Source organism: Coprococcus sp. AF51-11b1, from assembly GCF_027682785.1.
In the GTDB taxonomy this organism is placed as follows: Bacteria; Bacillota; Clostridia; order Lachnospirales; family Lachnospiraceae; genus Allocoprococcus; species Allocoprococcus comes.
This window is the reverse complement of sequence record NZ_JAQCZB010000002.1, coordinates 22,834-43,361: the sequence shown is the minus strand read 5'-3', so window position 1 is coordinate 43,361 and position 20,528 is coordinate 22,834. Positions and strand designations below refer to the sequence as shown.

At 40.0% G+C, this 20,528-nt stretch carries 14 protein-coding genes; 2 read left to right on the top strand and 12 right to left on the bottom strand.

What is annotated here, in order from left to right; all coding sequences use genetic code 11:
- Nucleotides 1–7: 7 nt before the first annotated feature.
- The gene (locus PGY05_RS02670; RefSeq protein WP_270475314.1) at nucleotides 8–1,003 is read left to right on the top strand and encodes an ATP-binding protein; all 996 of its coding nucleotides are present in this window, start codon (nucleotides 8–10) and stop codon (nucleotides 1,001–1,003) included.
- Nucleotides 1,003–2,190, top strand: coding sequence for a ribose-phosphate pyrophosphokinase (locus tag PGY05_RS02665; protein WP_055297435.1), 1,188 nt, complete (start codon nucleotides 1,003–1,005; stop codon nucleotides 2,188–2,190). The genes PGY05_RS02670 and PGY05_RS02665 overlap by 1 nt, the downstream gene beginning before the upstream one ends.
- Nucleotides 2,191–2,272: 82 nt before the next feature.
- On the opposite strand, the gene PGY05_RS02660 is transcribed toward PGY05_RS02665, so the two are convergent.
- From PGY05_RS02660 to PGY05_RS02605, 12 genes are all read right to left on the bottom strand, one after another.
- Complete coding sequence (locus PGY05_RS02660) at nucleotides 2,273–3,451, bottom strand: hypothetical protein (RefSeq protein ID WP_270475313.1); 1,179 nt, start codon at nucleotides 3,449–3,451, stop codon at nucleotides 2,273–2,275.
- Nucleotides 3,452–3,556: 105 nt separating this feature from the next.
- Nucleotides 3,557–4,186, bottom strand: a complete 630-nt coding sequence (locus PGY05_RS02655; RefSeq protein WP_270475312.1) for a hypothetical protein — start codon at nucleotides 4,184–4,186, stop codon at nucleotides 3,557–3,559.
- A gap of 763 nt (nucleotides 4,187–4,949) precedes the next feature.
- On the bottom strand, nucleotides 4,950–6,062 hold the full coding sequence (locus PGY05_RS02650; protein ID WP_270475311.1) for a hypothetical protein: 1,113 nt from the start codon (nucleotides 6,060–6,062) through the stop codon (nucleotides 4,950–4,952).
- On the bottom strand, nucleotides 6,063–6,218 hold the full coding sequence (locus PGY05_RS02645) for a hypothetical protein (RefSeq protein WP_270475310.1): 156 nt from the start codon (nucleotides 6,216–6,218) through the stop codon (nucleotides 6,063–6,065).
- 44 nt (nucleotides 6,219–6,262) lie between these two features.
- Nucleotides 6,263–6,490, bottom strand: coding sequence for a hypothetical protein (locus PGY05_RS02640; protein ID WP_147339273.1), 228 nt, complete (start codon nucleotides 6,488–6,490; stop codon nucleotides 6,263–6,265).
- A 34-nt stretch (nucleotides 6,491–6,524) separates the two neighbouring features.
- Nucleotides 6,525–7,622: a hypothetical protein gene (locus tag PGY05_RS02635; RefSeq protein WP_270475309.1), complete on the bottom strand. Its 1,098-nt coding sequence runs from the start codon at nucleotides 7,620–7,622 to the stop codon at nucleotides 6,525–6,527.
- 11 nt (nucleotides 7,623–7,633) lie between these two features.
- On the bottom strand, nucleotides 7,634–8,782 hold the full coding sequence (locus tag PGY05_RS02630) for a hypothetical protein (RefSeq protein ID WP_270475308.1): 1,149 nt from the start codon (nucleotides 8,780–8,782) through the stop codon (nucleotides 7,634–7,636).
- A gap of 203 nt (nucleotides 8,783–8,985) precedes the next feature.
- Nucleotides 8,986–10,143: a hypothetical protein gene (locus tag PGY05_RS02625; RefSeq protein WP_270475307.1), complete on the bottom strand. Its 1,158-nt coding sequence runs from the start codon at nucleotides 10,141–10,143 to the stop codon at nucleotides 8,986–8,988.
- 60 nt (nucleotides 10,144–10,203) lie between these two features.
- Nucleotides 10,204–10,998 (bottom strand): RHS repeat-associated core domain-containing protein, encoded by a 795-nt coding sequence (locus PGY05_RS02620; protein WP_270475306.1) that lies wholly within the window; start codon nucleotides 10,996–10,998, stop codon nucleotides 10,204–10,206.
- A 102-nt stretch (nucleotides 10,999–11,100) separates the two neighbouring features.
- Nucleotides 11,101–11,541, bottom strand: a complete 441-nt coding sequence (locus PGY05_RS02615; protein ID WP_195413286.1) for a phage holin family protein — start codon at nucleotides 11,539–11,541, stop codon at nucleotides 11,101–11,103.
- A gap of 145 nt (nucleotides 11,542–11,686) precedes the next feature.
- Nucleotides 11,687–12,865 carry a hypothetical protein gene (locus tag PGY05_RS02610; protein ID WP_270475305.1) on the bottom strand — a complete coding sequence of 393 codons (1,179 nt, stop codon included), beginning with the start codon at nucleotides 12,863–12,865 and terminating at the stop codon, nucleotides 11,687–11,689.
- A gap of 13 nt (nucleotides 12,866–12,878) precedes the next feature.
- The gene (locus tag PGY05_RS02605) at nucleotides 12,879–20,393 is read right to left on the bottom strand and encodes an RICIN domain-containing protein (protein WP_270475304.1); all 7,515 of its coding nucleotides are present in this window, start codon (nucleotides 20,391–20,393) and stop codon (nucleotides 12,879–12,881) included.
- Nucleotides 20,394–20,528 lie beyond the last annotated feature (135 nt).

Below are 20,528 nucleotides of genomic sequence, written 5' to 3'. Positions count from 1 at the left end.
GAACACTGTGCCGTTAACTAATTCACAATACAATGCGCTGATGCGCGTATATGAAGAAAAAAGAGCGAAGAGCCGCGACCTCGCGAATCTTCACTACGAGCGTGCCTGCCAGAAGGTTCCGGAGCTTGCATCGATTGATGCCTCTATTTCTTCTGCCAGTCTTGATCAGGCGAAAAAGCTGCTCGCAGGCGATGGCACTGCCCTCGCTTCTTTGAAGGAAGGGATCCGGTCTCTTTCTGACAGACGCCGCCGACTCCTTTCCGACGCCGGATTCCCGGAAGACTATCTGGAACAGCATTTTGAATGTCCGGACTGTCAGGATACCGGCTATGTCGGCACGAAAAAGTGCCATTGCTTTTTAAAAGCGATCATTGATCTGTTCTACACCCAGTCCAACTTAAAAGGGCTTCTCGAACAGGAAAATTTTGAACATTTTAATTTTGATTATTATTCATCCAATTATAGAGACCGGCTTTCCGGTCAGAATTCCCGCGAGCTTGCAACGCGGGCTTATCAGGAATGTATGAATTTCATCCACAATTTTGATACCGAACATGGTAATCTGCTCCTTTTTGGGAATACTGGTATTGGGAAGACATTTCTCAGTCACTGCATTGCAAAAGAAGTGATGGATTCTCTGCATTCCGTTCTTTACCTGACTGCCTCTGAATTTTTCGATGCGCTCCTTGAAAAAGCACTGACCCGGAATGATGAGAGCTGTCTTTTATATGAGCAGATCCACCAGTGTGATCTGCTGATCATTGATGACCTGGGAACCGAACGAAATACAGACTTTGTCGTTTCTCAGCTTTTTGTGTGTTTAAATGATCGGATCCTGAACAGGAAATCCACGATCATTTCTACTAATCTTACTCTGGAGGAAATCAAGACGAACTATACAGAACGTACATTTTCCCGGATAAGCAACCATTATAAGATACTTCGCCTTGCCGGTGATGATATCCGCATTCAAAAGAAACTTATGTACAGGGAGGAACACTGATGTTACATCGAAGTGAACGAATTCTGGATAATATTCCAGTTGGCTCTCTCGGCATTATTGCTGTAGACGGCTGTGAAGAGATGGGAAATAAAGTCAATGACTATCTCGTAAAATGGAGAAAGGAAGAGACTCGTTTCCAGAAAGACAATCTTGTTTTCAACGGCTACGAAAAGCCGAACTATCTGATCAACGCAAAGGTACCGCGTTTTGGATCTGGTGAAGCCAAAGGTATTATCAATGAGTCTGTACGAGGAAAAGACCTTTATCTGATGGTCGATGTCTGCAACTACAGCCTGACTTATTCGCTCAGCGGCAATACCAACCATATGTCACCGGACGACCATTTCCAGAACCTGAAGCGTGTCATCGCCGCTGTAGGAGGAAAAGCACGTCGTCTGAACGTCATTATGCCTTTCCTGTATGAAAGCCGCCAGCACAAGAGAAGCGGCCGTGAATCACTGGACTGTGCACTTGGTCTGCAGGAGCTTGTCCGCATGGGTGTTGACAATATCATCACTTTCGATGCACACGACCCACGTGTCCAGAATGCGATCCCGCTGAACGGATTTGAGACGATCCGCCCGACTTACCAGTTCGTAAAAGGACTTTTAAAGCATGTACCGGATCTTCAGATCGATGCTGACCATATGATGGCGATCAGCCCGGATGAAGGTGCAACCGGACGTGCAATCTACTTTGCCAACGTACTCGGACTCGACATGGGTATGTTCTACAAACGCCGTGACTACACAACCATCGTAGACGGACGTAACCCGATCGTAGCACACGAATTCCTTGGCTCTTCCGTAGAAGGAAAAGACGTAATCATCCTCGATGATATGATTTCGTCAGGTGACAGTATCCTCGATGTAGCACGCCAGCTCAAGATGCGTAAAGCAAAACGTATCTACGCTGCTGCAACCTTCGGACTTTTCACAAACGGTATGGAAAAATTCGACCAGGCTTATGAAGAAGGACTGATCAACGGAATCCTCACAACAAACCTGATCTATCAGACACCGGAACTGCTCAGCCGTCCTTACTACATCAACTGCGACATGAGCAAGTACATCGCACTGGTAATCGATACACTGAACCATGATGCTTCTATCAGCAGCATCCTTGATCCAAGCGAACGTATCCAGCATGTAGTTGAGAAATATAAAAAAGGGGAAGCGATCGATTAATTTATACGAGCGAAATTTTTCCGCTATATGACAAAAAATACTGCTTGAATATCATTTTCTGATATCTAAGCAGTATTTTTATTTAACATTCTTCTTTCGGCAGTCCTTCTACCTCTACTCCCCATTCTTTCATTTTTTTCAGAAACAGCTCTTTGTTAATCTCATGCAACGCATCCTTCTCCCCATACATTTTTCCAAACACTTCAAAATTTGCTACAAAGCTGCTATATGGATGCAATGACGCATAGCTGAAAGTTTCACTTGCAGAACTGCTGTTCCCAGATTTTTTCTTGATAAATAAAACTCCCTCTCCACAATGGCTTTCCTCAGATACAACCAGTTTTACTCGCAAATCCTTCCACAAATAACGTTTTGACAGGAAAAGAAACTTTCGGATACAGCCTTTTTTATCCATCTTTAAACGGTAACTTTTTCTACTGGTGACTACCACATAAACCGGAACAAGAGCAATAAAAAATGGAATAAAGATAGCAATCAGTACTGGATTCTTCCAGATAAAGATTGGATATATGATAAAACCTAAAAGTAAAATCCAAACAGCAGCCGCGAGTAAGATCCAGGCGGTTCCATTTCTTCTGGACTGTAATCTTCCCTTTTTGTCTTGAAAAATATCAAAGTTTTTCGGGCGCTTTGTTTCAAAATCAACTCCCCATTCTTTTAATTTGGAAAGCAGCTCTTCCTTCTCTGCCGCCATCATTTCACCGTTTATATACAAATTAGCTATTTCATGCACCAAAATAGGTCTGTGCATCTTAAAATTAATAACGATACCACCACCAAACGGATGTCTTATTGAAGTAAAAAGTTCACAATTACTATTTTGTCTTGGTGGATGCTTATATACTGCAAGCAATAGTCCTTCATCATAACAATACTTTCCTAACTTTTTTCGTAATTGTCTAATCCTAAAATCATCCCAACTATACTTTTTTTCATAAAACCATAGTTTAACCAAAATTCCTGTTTTGTCCAATATCAGCTTTCGACCTATATTTAGCCACATACGATAGATATACAATAATAGAAATAAGCTTTCTGCTATAATACAAAATACTATAAATATCATTCCTATTATATCATCCGTGTCCATCACGGTTCTGCGTGATACTCCAACCAGACCAAGACCTCCCCACGATCCACCAATCATTACCATACACACTAACCATATAACTGTATCCCCTTTAATAAAACTTATCCAGTCCTTATCCGATTCGATAATTAATACTTCATTCTTTTCCATTCTCTCACCCCTCTGCTCTCCTTTCTTGTATCTTACCGCCTTATTTTCCATGCTGTCAATAATTCCTGATACATCCTTTTTGCGAATTATTTTAATTTTAGTTTTTTACTCTTCTTTCGGCAGTCCTTCTACCTCTACTCCCCATTCTTTCATTTTTTCCAGAAACAGCTCTTTACTAATCTCATGCAGAGCATCCTTCTCCCCATACATTTTTCCAAACACTTCAAAATTTGCTACAAAGCTGCTATATGGATGCAATGACGCATAGCTGAAAGTTTCACTTGCAGAACTGCTGTTCCCAGATTTTTTCTTGATAAATAAAACACCCTCTCCACAATGACTTTCCTCCGATGCAATCAGTTTTACCCGCAAATCCTTCCACAGATAACGTTTTGACAGGAGAAGAAACTTTCGGATACAGCCTTTCTCATCCATCTTTAAACGATAGCTTTTTCTGCTGGTTACTACCACATAAACCGGAACAAGAGCAATAAAAAATGGAATAAAGATAGCAATCAGTACTAGATTCTTCCAGATAAAGATTGGATATATGATAAAACCTAAAAGTAAAAGCCAAACAGCTGCCGCAAGTAAGATCCAGGCGGTTCCATTTCTTCTGGACTGTAATCTTCCCTTTTTGTCCTGAAAAATATCAAAGTTTTTCGGTCGCTCTGTTTCAAAATCCACTCCCCATTCTTTTAATTTGGAAAGCAGCTCTTCCTTCTCTGCCGCCATTATTTCACCGTTTATATAAATAGAATATCTTTGCCCCGCTAATATTGGTCTATGCATTTTGAAATTAATACAGAAACTCCCTATTGGATGTCTTATTGGAAAAAGTTCACAATTACTGCTTTGCCTCGGCTGATGCTTACATGCTGCCAAAAACAAGGCTTCATCATAACAATATTCCCCCACATTTATTCTCAATTGTTTAATTTTAAATTCCTCCCATGTATACTTTCTTTTATAAAGCCATGTTTTAACCAAAACTCCCGTTTTATCCAAGATCAACTCTCGATCTATATTTCGACAAAGCAGATAAATACGCAAGATTATCACTATTGAATAGGCAATCGCAAACACAATGCTCATCGCTCTACCCTCTTCCTTATTAGGATCCGGCATATTCACTGCACAATATAGCAAAAATATGTCAAACCCTATCAAACAAATACTAAATCCGCATATACTGTCTATAAAAAAGTCTTTCCACTTTTTATCCGATTTTATAATTAATACATCTTTCTCCTGTCCCATTTTGATTACCTTTTTACAGGAAGAGCGAATCTTTCTCCGCTCTTCCTGTCTACATATTGCTTTTATCACTCTCTCAATCGGTTCATTTTAAACATAAAATATTTTCGAGCCCTCTCCTGTTGTTTTTTTGTCTTTGAACTCTTTTTAACCACAGGATTTGACTTTCTTTTAAAATGTAAAACATAACTTTTACACTCATCCAAGGAGCCAACTGCTTTCTAACTCTGTTTTTAGTTTTTTACTCTTCTTTCGGCAGTCCTTCTACCTCCACTCCCCATTCTTTCATTTTTTCCAGAAACAGCTCTTTACTAATCTCATGCAGAGCATCTTTCTCTCCATACATTTTTCCAAACACCTCAAAGTTTGCTACAAAGCTGCTATATGGATGCAACGACGCATAGCTGAAAGTTTCACTTGCAGAACTGCTATTCCCAGATTTTTTCTTAATGAATAAAACACCCTCTCCACAATGGCTTTCCTCCGATGCAACCAGTTTTACTCGCAAATCCTTCCACAGATAACGTTTTGACAGGAAAAGAAATTTTCGGATACAGCCTTTTTCATCCATCTTTAAACGATAACTTTTTCTGCTGGTTATTACTATGTAAATTATTAGAAAAATAATGCTAAATGGAATTGAAATAAATAGCGTGCCCATATCTTTTAATACAAGAATTGGAAACATTAAACACGCACATATTATCAATACTAGAACAAATGAAAGTATTTTCCATCCATATCCATTTCGTCTTGTGCAGATCTCTCCTAACTTGTCATAAAATACAGCCTCATCCATCACTCTTACAGCTTCAATGGTTACTCCCCATTCTTTCATTTTTTCAAAGAACAGTTCTCTGTCAATTGGGCAAACCTCTAATTTCATACTATATCCTTGCGTTCTTTGCGCTAAATTATATCTTCCTTTAAAGTTTACGCAAAAGCTACTAAATGGATGCACTGTCATATATTTTCTTACGCTATAACCATTTTGGAGAAATTTATCGGATTTTCTTGCAAATAATACTCCTTCTTCATATCTAAAAAAGTCACATCGTAATTGACAAACTTCCAATTCATTCCACGCATAATACTTTTTATAGTTTACAAATTTAACTATACATCCATCTTTGGATAAAATTATAGTTTTTCCTCCCTCCCACCAAAACCAAAGAATCACCATTATTGCAACTATAATCAATATCAGATCTAATACTATAGACTCAAAATCTACCTTCCCTTTTCCTTTATAAAATATTATTATGGAACAATACAAAACGATGGAACCGGCATACACTATCATTGTTTGTAACCAGTTATGATCTGATTTTACTACTAATTGATCATCAGCCATTTACAGCACCTCTCCATTTCTTTCCCTCACAGACTGTCCGAAAACTAATCCAGCATAGTTTACATCATCCACTTTTGGCTTAGAATGAATAGCTAAACTGTCTTCCGACTCCTCATCTTTCTTTAATTCTATTGCAAATTGATTATTAACTTCCACATTTAAATCTGACGTTTGAGTTTTCGGACAATCTCCCCATATGATTAATATGGTTTTAATTGGTTCATTTTAAATAAAAAGTGTTTCCAAGCTTGTTGTCTTCTTGTTTTATTCACTGTAGTTTGACGACTTTTATTCAGCGTATTCTTATAATGTACTTGATTATTATTTTTTATTGATGAACCATATGTTTTCTTCTTAAGATATGGCACTGCTGCAACACCAGCCGCCACCCTTTTGAAATGTAAAATATAACTTTTACACTCATCCAAGGAGCCAACTGCTTTCTAACTCTGTTTTTAATTTTTACTCTTCTTTCTGCAGTCCTTCTACCTCCACTCCCCATTCTTTCATTTTTTCCAGAAACAACTCTTTACTAATCTCATGCAGAGCATCCTTCTCTCCATACATCTTTCCAAACACCTCAAAGTTTGCTACAAAGCTACTGTATGGATGCAACGATGCATAACTGAAAGTTTCACTTGCAGAACTACTATTCCCAGATTTTTTCTTGATGAATAAAACACCCTCTCCACAATGACTTTTCTCCGATGCAACCAGTTTTACCCGCAAATCCTTCCACGGATAACGTTTTGACAGGAAGAAAACCTTTCGGGTACAGCCTTTTTTATCCATCTTTAAAATATAACTTTTTTCAAGGCAAACAATACTCAAAATAATAAATAACGCAATAAGAAACGGACTAAATACCACTATCAGTACACCACTTTTTAATACAAAGATAAATAATTCCAATAAATATATTAATACAATTCCAAGACAGAATGTCAGACATTTCCAGCCATAACCATTCCTTTTTGTTTGCATTTTCCCTTTTTTATCAAAGAATATTTTTCTATCTAATGTACGAACAGAATCTATTTTAACTCCCCATTCTTCCATTTTCTTCAAAAAAAGTTCTTTATCAATAGCGCACATTTCTGCTTTTACTGAAACGTATCTATTAGGCGACAAATGCGGATTATGCATACCTGTAAAATTCACTTGAAAACTACTTAACGGATGTTTTAAAACATACCAATCACTCTTCCCTGTATTCGGAGGTTTTTCCTTGCACCTGGAAAGCAATACCCCTTCGTAATACATTCCCATATTTACTCTTAACTGTTTTGTTTCTATCTCATCCCACTTCATATATTTTTTATACTTTAAAAATTTTACAGTACATCCTGTTTCATCTAAAATCAAAACTTTTCCTTCGCTCCATAATATCCATAGCGAAATGGTAGATAATAGAATTCCTAAAAAAACTATGAATATTACATCACCAGAAATTATCGAAACCATCCAACATACTCCTATTTCGATCACAGCTATAATATTGCATTTCATCCATTTTTCATCTGATTTTACAACCAATATTCTATTATTTTCTTCTTCCATTTCCTCATCACCTACTCTTCTTTCGGCAGTCCTTCTACCTCCACTCCCCATTCTTTCATTTTTTCCAGAAACAGCTCTTTGTTAATCTCATGCAACGCATCCTTCTCCCCATACATTTTCCCAAACACTTCAAAGTTTGCTACAAAGCTACTGTATGGGTGCAAAGATGCATAGCTGAAAGTTTCACTTGCAGAACTGCTATTCCCAGATTTTTTCTTGATGAATAAAACTCCCTCTCCACAATGGCTTTCCTCCGATGCAACCAGTTTTACCCGCAAATCCTTCCACAAATAACGTTTTGACAGGAAAAGAAACTTTCGGATACAGCCTTTTTCATCCATCTTTAAACGGTAACTTTTTCTGCTGGTGACTACCACATAAACCAGAACAAGAGCAATAAAAAATGGAATAAAGATAGCAATCAGTACTAGATTCTTCCAGATAAAAATCGGATATATGATAAAACCTAAAAGTAAAAGCCAAACAGCTGTCGCGAGTAAAATCCAGACGATTCCATTTCTTCTGGACTGTAATCTTCCCTTTTTGTCCTGAAAAATATCAAAGTTTTTCGGGCGCTCTGTTTCAAAATCCACTCCCCATTCTTTTAGTTTTGAAAGTAACTCTTCTTTTTCGACTGCCATCATTTCTCCATTTATATATTTAGTCCAATTAGTTTCGACTAAAATTGGTTTATGCATCTTAAAATTAATATTAAAACTTTCAAAAGGATATCTTATATTAAAAAATTCACAGTTACTATCTTGTTTCGGTTGATAATTATACGCAGCAAGAAATACTCCCTCTTCATAATACTTCCCTAAATTTTTTCGTAATTGTTTAATTTTTAAATCACTCCATTTATATTTTTTCTTGTAAAACCACATTTTTGCCAAAACACCTGTTTTGTCTAAAATCAAAACTCTTCCTATGTTTCTCCAATATCGATAAATATTTGATAGCACTAATAAGACCAATATTGTCAACATAAATATTAATTTCTGCACATCCTGTTTTGTTCTCATAATATCTGTCAATACAAAATATATTAACATTACACAAATTAGTACTACACTTATTACAATACTAAAAATTTTTCCAATAAGATAGCCTATCCACTCTTGATCTGATTGTATAATTAACTTCTCCTGATCTTTTTCCATTTTCTTTCCTTCTAAAGAAAGGGGGACTATGTTTTTTTCACAGCCCCTTTCTACATACTATTTTATCTATACCGCAGCTGATTCATCTTAAATATAAAATGCTTCCATACTTTTTCCCGCTGTTTCTTTGTTCTATTTTTTAACACTGTATTTGTCTTTTTTTGACTTTGTGTATAGTTTTTCTTCTTCCATTTCCTCATCACCTACTCTGCTTTCGGCAGCCCTTCTACCTCTACTCCCCATTCTTTCATTTTTTCCAGAAACAACTCTTTACTAATCTCATGCAGAGCATCCTTCTCCCCATACATTTTTCCAAACACTTCAAAGTTTGCTACAAAGCTGCTGTATGGATGCAAAGATGCATAGCTGAAAGTTTCACTTGCAGAACTGCTATTCCCAGATTTTTTCTTGATGAATAAAACGCCCTCTCCGCAATGACTTTCCTCCGATGCAACCAGTTTTACCCGCAAATCCTTCCACAAATAACGTTTTGACAGGAAAAGAAACTTTCGGATACAGCCTTTTTCATCCATCTTTAAACGGTAACTTTTTCTACTGGTTACTACCACATAAACTGGAACAAGAGCTATAAAAAATGGAATAAAGATAGCAATCAGTACTGGATTCTTCCAGATAAAAATCGGATATACAATAGATATCAGTAGTAAAAGCCAAACAGCTGCCGCGAGTAAGATCCAGGCGGTTCCATTTCTTCTGGACTGTAATCTTCCCTTTTTGTCCTGAAAAATATCAAAGTTTTTCGGTCGCTCTGTTTCAAAATCAACTCCCCATTCTTTTAATTTTGAAAGCAGCTCTTCTTTTTCGACCGCCATTATTTCAGCATTTATATATTGCTGAGTTTTTTGATTAGCCAAAATAGGTCTATGCATCTTAAAATTAATAACAACACTGCCAGAAGGATATCTTATGGAAAAAAGTTCACAATTACTGTTTTGTCTCGGTTGATGCTTGTGCTTCGTAAGAAATAATCCCTCATCATAACAATACTCTCCTATATTTTTTCGTACTTGTCTGAATTTAAAATCATTCCAACCATACTTTTTTTCTTTAAACCATAACTTAATCAAAATCCCCGTTTTATCCAATACTAATTCTCGTCCTATATTTCGCCAAATACGATAAATATCTAATATGAATAATATTGTAACTATTATCAAAGGACTGCTTAATAATTCTATTTCCCATTTAGGCACCGATGATGGATATAACAAAACAAAACTAATCCCTGCTATTATCCCCACACTACCAATAACATGTGACGTCGTATCAGCCTTTATTTCCTGTATCCATTCCTTATCTGATTTTATAACTATTATTTCGCTATTTTCTTTTTGTTCCATTACCTGACCTTTCACAGAAAGAGCAAATAAATCTTTGCTCTTTCCATACTTATATTGCTTTTATCTTTCTCTCAATTGATTCATCTTAAATATAAAATACCTTAACGCTCTCTCTTTTTGCTTCTTTCCACTATTTTTATTTATTGATTTTGACTTTCTTTGATTCTGCGTATGATTTTTCTTCGTATTTGTTTTTTGATGTGAAAATGATGCCACTATACTTGTTGTAGTCAAACTATTTCCCATTCCAAAAATGCCTGTTGATATTTTATTCACTACTATAGGTATATCTGACTTCACTCCTATTAATGAACTAACACTTACAGCCGTACATACTATCGTCATTCCACCTTTCCATAATGCTGTTTTCAAATTATCTCCACAAAATAAACTATAAAAAGTAGTTCCCACTCCTGATATAAGAATACTAGCTACTGTTGCATAAAAATTATTTTTTATGCAACCACCAACGAAACCAGCTGCGGCAGCAATTACCAAGTCTCCAATTCCAAACTCCTGTCCCGTTGCCTTTGCAGCAATATAACATGTTGCCACGTTTGTTACCATTCCGAGTACACCAAGCCCCACTTGAGCTGCTGTAATTACAAACATCCCAGCATCATCCCGATACATCACCGGATTATCATCACAGTAAGCATACAGATTCTTCTCCGTCAGCTGCTCTGGATCCTTCGTCAGTACACTTGCGTCATCTGCATTCAGGAATCTTCTCACCTTCGGGTCATAGTATCTTGTCTGCAGATAATACAGTCCCGTCTCCTGATCGTAATAGTAGCCTCTGTAACGTAGCGGATTGATCTGTGCAAGACCGAATCCTGAAGCATCTGATGACACCAGAAGTCCTCCCCATGCATCATATCTATATACTACAACCTGGCTTCCTTTACTGTCAACAATCCCGATGATATCTCCCTGAGGGAGTCTTCCAGCCCGTTTTTATTTCTGCAAATTACTTCCTTCAGAACCTTTCCCTTTCTCCTCCAACACTTCGATCGTCTTGCAAATCACCTCCGGTATCGGTACTCCCATCAGTCCTGCATTCTCCACAATTGACACTGCTTCATTTGCTATAAACGCAATACATACTGTATCCCTCAGATAACTTGTTCCCATCAGCAGATCCAGTCTTACTGCAATCAATACAAATAACAACACCATCCCTTTTCTACATAGTCCTTTCCACCCTGCTCTGCTTTCCAATGTCCCGCTTTTTGATTTCGGGCTCTTTTTAAATACAACCGGCAATAAAATCCCTCCGGTAAACCAGTCAATTCCCATAAACAGGATCAACGTTTCAAGCGCTGTATCCCATCCACCGAATAAGTTCACTACCAGACTGATCAGCGCACTTCCTGCTATAAATATCTTTTGTCTCATTTTAATCTCTCCATTTCATCACCAAACGGCAGTATAAATCTTCTCCTTCAACAAAAAGCAGTTGGCTCTGATCTTTTGAAATGTAAAACATAACTTTTACACTCATCCAAGGAGCCAACTGCTTTCTAACTCTGTCTTTAATTTTTTACTCTTCTTTCGGCAGTCCTTCTACCTCCACTCCCCATTCTTTCATTTTTTCCAGAAACAGCTCCTTGTTAATCTCATGCAACGCATCCTTCTCTCCATACATTTTCCCAAACACTTCAAAGTTTGCTACAAAGCTGCTGTATGGGTGCAAAGATGCATAGCTGAAAGTTTCACTTGCAGAACTGCTATTCCCAGATTTTTTCTTGATGAATAAAACTCCCTCTCCACAATGGCTTTCCTCCGATGCAACCAGTTTTACCCGCAAATCCTTCCACAAATAACGTTTTGACAGGAAAAGAAACTTCCGGATACAGCCTTTTTCATCCATCTTTAAACGGTAACTTTTTCTACTGGTGACTACCACATAAACCGGAACAAGAGCAATAAAAAATGGAATAAAAATAGCAATCAGTACTGGATTCTTCCAGATAAAAATCGGATATACAATAGATATCAGTAGTAAAAGCCAAACAGCTGCCGCGAGTAAGATCCAGGCAGTTCCATTTCTTCTGGACTGTAATCTTCCCTTTTTATCTTGAAAAATATCAAAGTTTTTCGGGCGCTCTGTTTCAAAATCAACTCCCCATTCTTTTAATTTGGAAAGCAACTCCTCCTTCTCGACCGCCATTATTTCACCATTTATACTCCAAGATAAATACCTTGTCTGAAGTATAATTGGTTTATGCATTTTAAAATTAATCTTAAAGCTTCCAAAAGGATATCTTATTGGAAAAAATTCACACTTACTATATGTTCTCGGTTGGCGTTTATATATTGCAAAGAACATCCCTTCATCATAGTATTCTCCTAAATTACTTCGTAATTGTTTAATTTTAAAATCGCTCCATTGATACTTTTTTTCATAAAACAACAATTTGGCTAAAATGCCTGTTTCATCTAATACTAATTCCCGTCCTATATCACGCCAATACCGATAAATATCTAATAATATAACTATAGTTTCTGCTATAATCATAAACGCAAAGATAAATAATATTATATTACTAGTTTTTTTTACTGTTCCATTTGATACGCCATACAAAAATATACCTACCCAAGTTCCACTAAGCAATACCATGCTCATCAATAATGCAACTGTTTTATCTCTGTAAATATAACGCATCCATTCCTTATCTGATTTTACAACCAATACATCATTACTTTTTTCTTGTTCCATTTTTATATTACTTTTATCTCTCTCTCAATTGATTCATTTTAAACATAAAATATTTTCGAGCCCTCTCCTGTTGTTTTTTTGTCTTTGAATTCTTTTTAAGCACAGGATTTGACTTTCTTTTATTTTGTGTATAATTTTTCTTGTTACTTGCCTTTCGATACGATAATGCACCCACTGCCCCTGCTGTAATCAATCCATTCCCCACTCCAAAAACAGTGGTTGCAACTGTATCTGCAATTCCAGATATATCTGTTTTTACTCCTATAAATAAATTGACACTAACTGCTGTACATAATGCCGTTGTTCCGCCTTTCCATAATGCTGTTCTCAAATCATCTCCACACCAAATACTATAAAAAATTGTTCCTGCTCCTGATATACATGCATTTGCCAATGTTGCATAGAAATTATTCATTAACAAACCACCTACAAAACCTGCCGTTGCTGCAATTAATAAATCTCCAACTCCACACTCCTGACCGGTTACTTTTGCTGCAAAATAAGTTGTTGCCACGTTGGTTACTGCACCAAATATTCCTGACACAATATCAAACATCCCAGCATCATCCCGATACATCACCGGATTATCATCACAGTAAGCATACAGATTCTTCTCCGTCAGCTGCTCTGGATCCTTCGTCAGTACACTCGTATCATCTACATTCAGGAATCTTCTCACCTTCGGGTCGTAGTATCTTGTCTGCAAATAGTACAGTCCCGTCTCCTGATCGTAATAGTAGCCTCTGTATCGCAGCGGATTGATCTTGGAAAGACCGAATCCTGATGCATCTGATGACACCAGAACTTCTCCCCATGCATCATATCTATATACTACAACCTGACTTCCTTTACTGTCAACAATCCCGATGATGTCTCCCTGAAGATTGGTCTGGTAGAAGTACATTTTTCCCTGATACTCAAAGGCAAACGGTGTCCCTTTCTCATCATACAGGAAGTCCATTCTCTCTCCGCCTTCTTCTTTCTGAGCTATGATCTTATCCCCATCCAGATAGAAGTGCGTTACCTTGTCTCCAACGGTTTTCCGGATTCTTCTTCCGTCATTGTCATAAATGTACTGGCTGAGTGTTCCGCTCTTCTTCAGAGTCTTTAACTGCCGTCCCTTTTCCCAGGTCAGGTTCATTCCCATATAGGAAAGCGGATTTCCCATCGCATCATAGGTTATAGCCTTTCCATTGAAAGAGGTCAGCTGGTCTTTCCAGCCTGAGCTGTAGGTATAGGTATCCGTGCCTCTCAGCTCTTCCACTCCATTAACCCGATCATATTTCTTGTTTTCCAGAAGATTTCCTCCCAGATCATACGTATAGGTATAAGTGGTTCCTCTGACTGCATCTTCTTCCCGGATCACCTGATTCATTCCATTGTAAGTATAGAGCATATGATCCGTTACTTTTCCTGTATCCAGTGCTTTTGTACAGATTTCCAGAATGTTACCACGTCCGTCATATGTGTAAGCAGTCTCTTTTCCATTTTCCGTGATCGTGCCTATCAGTGCTGTTGTGGTTCCTTCTTTTGCTCCCGGCACATATGTATATGTGATCTCCTTCTTTTTGCCGGACGGATAGATCTGTGTTTTCTTCTCACAGCGTCCCAGCAGGTCATATGCATACTCGATACAGGTCTTTCCGTCTACCTGTACGCCATATCCAAGTCCCGGTTTCTGTTGTTTTGCCACGTCTCCATAGAGATACCTGGTCTGATGTCCGGTTCCGTCCACACGGTACTGCTTCTGTGCCACCCGGTTCTTGTCATCATAGGCGACTTTCACCTTCAATCCATCAGTGGATCTGCTCTCCAGAAGTCTTCCGATCAGGTCATACTGATAGCGGGTTTCCAGCTGTGTCCGCTCATCTTTGTGGACTGCAATATTTCCATAATGATCATACACATTGGTGAAAAGCTTTTCTTCTGTATCATCTTTATGGATCAGATACTGCCCGGTCAGGCGTTCTTCCGCATCGTAGACATTGCGGAGCGTTTCTCCTGTTGCAAAAGTCAGCCGATCTTCCAGCCCGTTTTTATTTCTGTAGGTCACTTCCTTCAGAATCTTTCCATTCAAGGTAACACCGGTCTGGTTTCCATATGCATCATAAGCATAACCATAAGTGACGCCATTTCGTGTGATCGTTTTGATCTTATCCTGTTCGTAAGTGTACTGAAGCACATAATCTTTTCCATCTGCATTCTTCCTTACACGGATCAGCTGATCTGTATTTTTGTCATAATCATAGGTGGTCGTATATCCTTCCGCATCCGTAACAGAAGTCAGCAGACGATTCTTTTCATCATAGGCATAGGTATTGCTGTATCCTCTTCCATCCGTGATCTTTTTGACCTGTCTTCCATCGGAAGTATATTCCATCGAAGATTCCATGCGGTCACTGTAGCTTTCCAGAATCCACCATTTATAGGTCGGTGTGCCGGAATGATCAGAAAATACCAGCTCTGTTCCCGCTGTATAGGATTGTCCTTTTACCGTCAGTTCTTTTTCTCCTGCTTTACAGATTACAAGATATCCGGTTCCTTTTCCTTCTTCGATCTCCGTAAAACCAAACAGCTGGTTTGCCGCACCTGCTGTATATTTCTGGAGGATCAGGGTGTCTGCGGAAGTGGCTCTTGCCAGAACCATTCCAGGTGCGTGAAGCGGCTCCATCGTATAATACTTCTCTTCTCTCTTTTTGAGTCGGAACATCTGATTCGTTTTACAGTTCTTATAATACTGATTTACCCGGTTGCCTTCCACTGTTCCATAATTATGGACATCTATATACTGACCGGAATGGCGCACTCGTACACTTACTACCAGCCCGTCTGCCGGAACATCTGAGACGGTTCCTTCATCTGCCGGTTCAAAGTACCAGCGCTGTCCCGGATTGTCTTCTGCCAATGTACAGCTTGTCACCGGAGTCTTAGCTTCGGAGCTCTTTTTCTCATTGGTCAGACCCTTTTTATCCGATGTGAATTTCTCACTGATCTGATAACTTCCGTCACTCTTTGGTTGAAGCTTCCATCGCTGTGCATCGGTTCCATTGTCAGCGAATATCTGGATCACCGTTCCTTCTGCCGTATTTGCATTTTTCACATCCAGACACATTGCCGGGGCATTCTGCGGCTGCAGTTTGAAGTATCCGTCATCGCATGCTGTCACCTTCCACTGCTGTGCCTTAGTTCCATTGAACGGGAACAACTGAATAACAGATCCGGAATCGGTTCCACCATTCTGTACGTCCAGATAGTTTCCGGATATTTTTTCACGGATATAATAGATTCTCTCTGAAGTAACTGCCCTCAGATGTCTGCCGCCTTCTACACGCATATGGACCGGCTGCCCTTCGTCTGCCACCTTTTCGAGATACCAGCTCTGACCTCCATGGCTGTCGGATACAGTTATATGTTTCAGTGCTTCTCCGGATGCCGTACTCTTCTTTTCGTTTGTAATGCATTTCTGTGTCCCCGTCAGTTTATTCAGAATTTTCCAGGTGCCGTCACTGTTCTTCTGCATCCTCCATTTCTGTGCATCGGTTCCATTATCGGCAAAGATCTGGATCGCAGCTCCGTCTGCTGTCGATGCATCTTTCAGATCTAACCGCATGTCCGGCGCATTCTGCGGTTCCAGATTCCAGTATCCTTCTTCTGCCTTGGTAATTCTCCATCTCTGAGATACCGTACCGTTAAAGGCAAACAGCTGAACGGTTGTCCAGGAGGATGTCCTTCCATCCCGCACATCCATATAGTTGCCGGAGCTCTTTTCCCGAAGGTAATACAGCTCTCCTTCTGTGATCTCTGTTACTGGGACTCTCTTTGTATTGTATTCAAAAGAATATCTGACACCTTCTGAATTGGCAGCCAGTTTGAGATGATTTTTGTCATCATAACCGTACTCAAAAGATGTCCCGTCTATTTCTCCAAGCCGGGTGAGATTTCCTCGTTTGTTGTAACTGAAGCCGGATTTCTCTGCTGCATCCTTTGCGCCCGACAGGTTGCCTTCTCCATCGTATACATAGCTTTCCCCGTCATCGCGTATCAGCTGCACGCCATCATAGTACACCTTATTCATCTGGTTATCGTAATACAGATATACCTGGATCTCTTTATAAGCCTCCTCGGTACGGAATACGCCGCTGACAAACTGCCAGTCAAGAATGTTCGGATTGCAGTTAAAATGATGCCATTTTTCTTTTCCGGATGTGCCGGTTACTTTTACTGACAATGAGAACTTCTTTCCCGGAATACCGCATCCTTTTACCCAGCTGCTCACACTGTAGACTTCATCTTTTTTCCCACTGACATGGACCGTCTGGCTGCAATATAAGCTCTTGTCCCATCGTCCGGAGATCGTTGCGCACCTTCCTTTTCCCGTCACACCGGCAACTCTGGATCCGGTTACATCTCCTGCATAATTCCAGCAGTCCGGCTGACTTGTGCTGCCCAGTTCGAATCCCGGATTTGTGATCAGGTTCAGCTTGTTTGCAGCGTTTCCTGTTTCCAGCTGCGCTCCGCTGACATAGAGGATTCCTGTTCCCTCAGTGATACCGGCACATACCGTAACACTTCCTGCTGCCGCTAAGGTAAACTGCAGCTGATGGCGTTCCCATCCGTTCTCCATTTCCGGATCTGTCGTCCCGGAGATTACAGAAGCTTCTTCTGCTCTGCTTCCATCCGGCATGAGGATCATCAGACCAGCCCTGCTGTTTTCGGCATTCTCTGTTTTCAGATATGCGGAAAAGGTATAAGTTCCCGTCTCAAGCGTTACATCCTGACAGATTCCTTCTTCAGATTCTGCTCCTGTTTTGGTCAGTTTTGCACTTTTAGTTCCTGCATATCCCTCCGCTTTTGCAATACTGCTTCTGGTTCCGTTCGTCAGATTTTTCTGATACCAGTTTCCATCCCCGTAAGCACTGTCAAATAATGGATTCTTCAGTAAATGACAGACTGTCTTCTGAACCTTTCCTTCTTTGTCCAGCTTATGGTTCTTGCTTCCGGATGTGTAATAAGTATAATTGTTCGCACAGCCATCCTGATCCATGACATCGGTCGGGCGGCCCATGTTGTCGAAATGATAGGTGATTTTCCGGTTATCTCCGGTCTGTGCAATCTCTCCGTCCAATCCCGGAGTCTCAAATACAGTAGTATTCCCGTTCGCGTAGGATACTTTCATCTCCTGTCCTGCTTTATTACCGGAACCATATTCCGCGATCCGGCTAACCCTTGGTACACGGAAGTCGTTCTTATACTCATACTTAAGACCATATCCATCCGGGTTCGTCACACTGGTTAAACGGTGGCTTGCATCATATCCGAAGCTGCTTGTCCTTCCATCCGGATAAGTAATGGATGTCAGATTGCCTGCACTGTCATATGCATACTTTGTAAGGCGGCCTGCCATATCTTTTACTGCGGATACACGTACCGTATTTCCTGCTGTCTCATACTGGATCTCCAGTCTTGCTCCACTGGAATCCTCCACATAGCTGATCACCTGTTTTCCGGAACTGGTCTGATATACATATTTGATCTGATTTTCATCCAGATCTCTGACAAATCTCAGATAACCGTCTTTTCCAAAGCAGTACCGTACCCTGTCTTTTGTTTCCATGGTTCTCGCATAGCTGTCGTCATACCCGGATTCTACCGTAATCACAAGTCCAAGTCCGTCTTCATCCTTTAACTTATTGCCATCATTTGTGTCTTTATAGAAATAATGCTTTGTGCCGTCTTCATCTGTGTATACATAAGGATATTCTTTGATTCCGGTTGTGTCCAGACGCTGCACACAGCTCAGTCTCCATCCGTATCCCTGTCCGAGATTCGTTCCGGCTTCGCTGGAATTATAAACATGACTGATCTCTGCCTGCATGGCTCCGCCGGTTGTCACTGCATCCTCATGGATCCATACCTGATTGCCGGTAAAGTCATTGGTATGTCCATTTCCCGCACGTCCTGCAGACTGCTCATGGTAGCTCTGATAATCCTCCAGTCCGTTTACATTTCGATAATAAAAGACTCCGCTCGGAAACTGATCTGTTGAAATCTTTGGATAATCCGATGCATAAAATCTGGCAAACGCTGTCTTTGTAAGATCGCTTTCATTTTCATACATACCGCGCAGCATGATTCCATAATTATTTCCCGTATTGTACCACTGTCTTACCAGTCGAGTCACGTCAAACCCGATCGGCGTGATCGTAATCGTATTGCCGTTCTGTACCTGTTTCACTTCTTTATAATCCAGTACATTTCCTGATACAGATGGCTGATTGTGCCAGCGCACATCCTTTTCTGTCCAGTTATTCAGGATCTCATTTGCAACAAGCGGAAGTTTTGCGATTCCATAACTGGAATACTCATACTGCCAGAGATACATGGTCGCTGCATACAGGATAGAACCTTTTCCGATGTCCGGCAGATTTCGGAATCGGAGCAATGACCTGCAGTTTCCAAGTGCAGTTGACTTCCCTGCCACAAAAGAGCCATATGCATAAACACTACTCGGGTCAGCCGAAGAATCCGTTCCGCCTGTAAAAATGTAGGTATCCTCAATATTGGTTTTTGTTTTACTGGTTTCTGTCATCGGATCGATAATAATCGGATAACTTCTGTCATCGGCAAGCAGCCATTCTTTTTCTGCTTTGACAGTAACTTTGCATCCTCCTTCTTCTGCTTCTATAAGCAGTTCCACTTCCTGTGACACGCATCCTTTTGCATCATACATATATGGCTTGTCAAACCAGAAGATTCTCTGATTCTCACTGTAAAGTCCCAGACTGCCGTCTTCTTCCTTCTTCATTTCCATATCTGTATATCTAAGATGGAAGATCAGCTCCTGCTCTGCAGCCTGTGCCGTTTTCAGACGGATATTTTCTTTTAAGCGCTGACTCTGAAGGGTATAATGCAGATCCACGCCCGGAAGAATTTCTTCATACATCCCTTCACTTGTCAGATGCTTTACTCCCATCTTCTGCTGGATTTCTTTGACTTCCGGCATATCCTCACTGCCTCCGTCTGCCGGGGTGTCTTCTGAAGCCGGTGGAAGGATGGTAACTTCATCCCCCGTCTCGTCACCTGAACCCTCTGCCGGCTCATCCTCCGGAATATCCTTTCTCCATGTCTCCTCGTAGAGTTCTTCTGGTCCTTTCGGGAATTCCTCTTCGGTTAAAATCCTGAAACTGCTTTTTCCTGTTCTTGCCTGCCTTACACTTCTTGCCGATACCACATTTTCTTCCATTGTCCATGAAACTTTTTTTCCATCTTTTTCCATGCTTACAAGCGTATTCTCTCCGGTCTGCTTTGCAAAACATACCTGTAAGTCAGATGCCTTATTCTGGTAGCACTCTTTTCCATCCTTTGATACTGCTTCCAGCCGGTTATCAATTTCTTCCCATCCACTTTCCGTCTCATAATGAACCGGTTCCGGATAGACCGCCGCGGCAGTTCCTTTTTCAGGCAGCATGAAATGCTTTGTATACCGGTCACGTTTTTCTGTAATTTCCTGTAATACTTTTTCTTTCATAGTCTTCTCCTTCTGATCTGTTCTGATTTGTATTTGAACAATAACATTACAGTCAGAAAACGCGCGTATCAGATATCTTTCTCTCTTTCTCTCTGTCCTGTATCTGTATCGTTCGATGTTATTGTATATCGAACG

What these genes read in the sequence shown, in the direction of transcription:
- PGY05_RS02625 (WP_270475307.1), bottom strand. Translation starts at nt 10,143, where the DNA reads ATGGAACAAAAAGAAAATAGCGAAATAATAGTTATAAAATCAGATAAG.
- PGY05_RS02630 (WP_270475308.1), bottom strand. Translation starts at nt 8,782, where the DNA reads ATGGAAAAAGATCAGGAGAAGTTAATTATACAATCAGATCAAGAGTGG.
- PGY05_RS02665 (WP_055297435.1), top strand. Translation starts at nt 1,003, where the DNA reads ATGTTACATCGAAGTGAACGAATTCTGGATAATATTCCAGTTGGCTCT.
- PGY05_RS02635 (WP_270475309.1), bottom strand. Translation starts at nt 7,622, where the DNA reads ATGGAAGAAGAAAATAATAGAATATTGGTTGTAAAATCAGATGAAAAA.
- PGY05_RS02655 (WP_270475312.1), bottom strand. Translation starts at nt 4,186, where the DNA reads ATGGCGGCAGAGAAGGAAGAGCTGCTTTCCAAATTAAAAGAATGGGGA.
- PGY05_RS02650 (WP_270475311.1), bottom strand. Translation starts at nt 6,062, where the DNA reads ATGGCTGATGATCAATTAGTAGTAAAATCAGATCATAACTGGTTACAA.
- PGY05_RS02610 (WP_270475305.1), bottom strand. Translation starts at nt 12,865, where the DNA reads ATGGAACAAGAAAAAAGTAATGATGTATTGGTTGTAAAATCAGATAAG.
- PGY05_RS02615 (WP_195413286.1), bottom strand. Translation starts at nt 11,541, where the DNA reads ATGAGACAAAAGATATTTATAGCAGGAAGTGCGCTGATCAGTCTGGTA.
- PGY05_RS02605 (WP_270475304.1), bottom strand. Translation starts at nt 20,393, where the DNA reads ATGAAAGAAAAAGTATTACAGGAAATTACAGAAAAACGTGACCGGTAT.
- PGY05_RS02660 (WP_270475313.1), bottom strand. Translation starts at nt 3,451, where the DNA reads ATGGAAAAGAATGAAGTATTAATTATCGAATCGGATAAGGACTGGATA.